The organism is Allobosea sp. TAB14 (assembly GCF_052113865.1).
GTDB lineage: Bacteria > Pseudomonadota > Alphaproteobacteria > Rhizobiales > Beijerinckiaceae > Allobosea > Allobosea spartocytisi.
Genome location: NZ_JBFRDQ010000317.1, coordinates 1 through 2,420 on the forward strand (window position 1 = coordinate 1; position 2,420 = coordinate 2,420).

The 2,420-nt window shown below is 64.4% G+C and carries 3 protein-coding genes; all 3 read right to left on the reverse strand.

Annotated features, from left to right (window positions below; all coding sequences use genetic code 11):
* Positions 1 to 678: serine hydrolase (locus AB4Y99_RS27040; RefSeq protein ID WP_441525508.1), on the reverse strand; the 678-nt coding region annotated here is incomplete at its 3' end.
* 34 nt (positions 679 to 712) lie between these two features.
* Positions 713 to 1,525 (reverse strand): ABC transporter permease, encoded by an 813-nt coding sequence (locus AB4Y99_RS27045; RefSeq protein ID WP_441525509.1) that lies wholly within the window; start codon positions 1,523 to 1,525, stop codon positions 713 to 715.
* Between the two features lie 4 nt (positions 1,526 to 1,529).
* Positions 1,530 to 2,420: ABC transporter permease (locus tag AB4Y99_RS27050; RefSeq protein WP_441525510.1), on the reverse strand; the 891-nt coding region annotated here is incomplete at its 5' end.

Here is a 2,420-nt window from a genome sequence, read left to right on the forward strand (position 1 = left end):
GACCTGATAGGCTCCTCGCTGAAGGAAGGGGCTAGCGAGATCGCGGGCGAGTAGATTCTGGACCTTCTCTCGGCTCGCCTCGGTCAGCACCGAGCCATGGAAGATCGCATGCATCAGACGGGCCATGGCAATCGGCGTGAGCGCATTGTGCCCGGCCGGCGAACAATCGAGGCCGATCTTTTCACGGCCATAGCGCAGATCGTCCATCAGCTTCTGATTGAGGTTGATGCCGACTAGCTCCGGCCAGCCGAGCTGCGCGAAGAAGCGATTGACCACCTGGCGCCGCTCACACCACTCAGCCATCTCCAGCTCAGAGAGCAATGTGTCTCCGGTTGTTCCGGAAAGGAGGTCGATGACGTAGTTGGTCGCCGAGTTCGAGGACCAGAGGATCATGTCGCGCATGGCGCGATCCAGTTCCTCGTGCTCGGTGAGTTGTCCTGTCTCCAGTGCAGCCTGTGCCGCGATAAGGAAAAACACTTTGACCAGCGAACAGGGATAACTGCGCCAGTCGGGGCGCAGAGCAACTCCCTTTGGCCGCTCGCCATCTCGCGCCGGTTGCAATAGCACGAATCCGAATTGCTCGGTCGGGACACCACGTTCGCGGAAGAGGGCTTCTGCCTTCGCCGTCAGCAATGCGCCGATGCGCTGCAGGTTTTCATCCGTGTCGAAAAGGCTCATGGCGCACCTGTCGGAGGCGGGGCGGAAGCGGAGATCAGCCTTTGGGCCGAAGGGCGGTGTCGAGGCCTTCGCCGATCAGCGCGAAGGTCACGCCGGTGTAGATGATCGCGAAGCCCGGAAAGGTCGCGATCCACCAGGCATCGAACAGGAACTGRCGYCCGTCCGAGATCATCAGTCCCCAYTCSGGTGTCGGCGGCTGGATGCCGAGRCCGAGGAAGCTGAGCGAGGTCACGGCAAGGATGGTCAGCACCACRTCGGCCATSGCGTAGACGATCGCMGGGTTSACSGCATTCGGCAGGATATGGGCGGTGACGATCCGCGGTGTCGTGCAGCCGAGGCTGCGCGCCGCCTGMACGAATTCGAGATTGCGCAGCACCAGCMCCTCGCCACGCACGATGCGGGCGAAGGAGATCCAGTTYACCAGCAGGAAGGCCAGGTAGARATTGGCCTCGCCCGGCCCSAGCACGCCGACGATGGCGATGACGAGCACATAGAAGGGGAAGGCCCAGAAGATGTCCGTGACGCGCATGATGAAGGTGTCGACGCGCCCGCCGATGAAGCCGGAGATCGCCCCGATCACAACGCCGAGAATGGCCGGCGCGACGACGCAGATCAGTGCGACCTTGAGGTCGACATAGCCTCCCGCGAGCACGCGCGAGGCGACGTCGCGCCCGAGATCGTCGGTGCCGAACCAGTTGGCCAAGGAAGGAGGCTGCAGCGTGTTGCCGTAGTCGACCTCGAAGGGATCGTGTGGCGTCCAGACCTGGCCGAGCGCGACGAAGGCGGCGAGCAGAACCAGCATGGCGAGCCCGACGAAAAGGCTCGGATTGGAGCGGAAGCGGCTCATTGGCTCATTCCAGCCTGATGCGCGGATCGGCGAGCGCATAGGCGAGATCGGTCGCCAGATTGATCAGCACGACGAGGACGGCGAAGACGATGGTGAGCCCCTGGATCAGCGGATAGTCGCGGGAGAAGATCGACTCGACGAAGAGCGAGCCGAGCCCCGGCAGGGCGAAGACGGTCTCGATCACCACCGTGCCGCCGATCACCCAGCTCGTATGAGCGCCAAGCACCGAGATCGATGAGATCAGCGCATTGGGCAGCACATGGACGCCCATCAGCCGGCCCGTGCCGGCGCCTTTTGCGCGTGCCGTCGTGACGTAGTCGGAGCCGAGCACGGCGAGGATGGCGCTGCGCAGACTGCGGATCGTCAGTGAGGCGGTCGCCAGCGCGATGACGAGTGCCGGCAGCGTCGTATGGTGCAGACGCGAGAGCAGGTCATCGCCATAGCCCGAGGTCGGGAACAGCGGCAGCCAGATCGCAAAGAGGATGACGAAGATCAGCCCGAGCCAGAAGGACGGCATCGCGATGACGATGGTGAAGGCGAGCTTGATCGCGAGATCGACCGGGCCGCCGCGCCGCATCGCCGACCAGAGTGCGAGCGGCACCGTCATCGCCACGGCGAGCACTGTCGAATAGGCGACGAGCCACAAAGTCGCCGGCAGCCGCTCCAGCACGAGTTGCATCACCGGTCGGGCATGCACGACCGAGCGGCCGAGGCTGCCCGAGCCGATATCGGCGAGGAACAGCAGATATTGCCGCCAGAGCGGCAGATCGAGGCCGAGCCGCTGCTTCATCAGCGCGATCTCCTCGGGACCACCGCGCGCGCCGAGGAGCAGCGTCGCGGGGTCTCCGGGGAGGGCGCGCAGCAGCAGGAAACAGGCCAGAGTGATGCCGAAGAG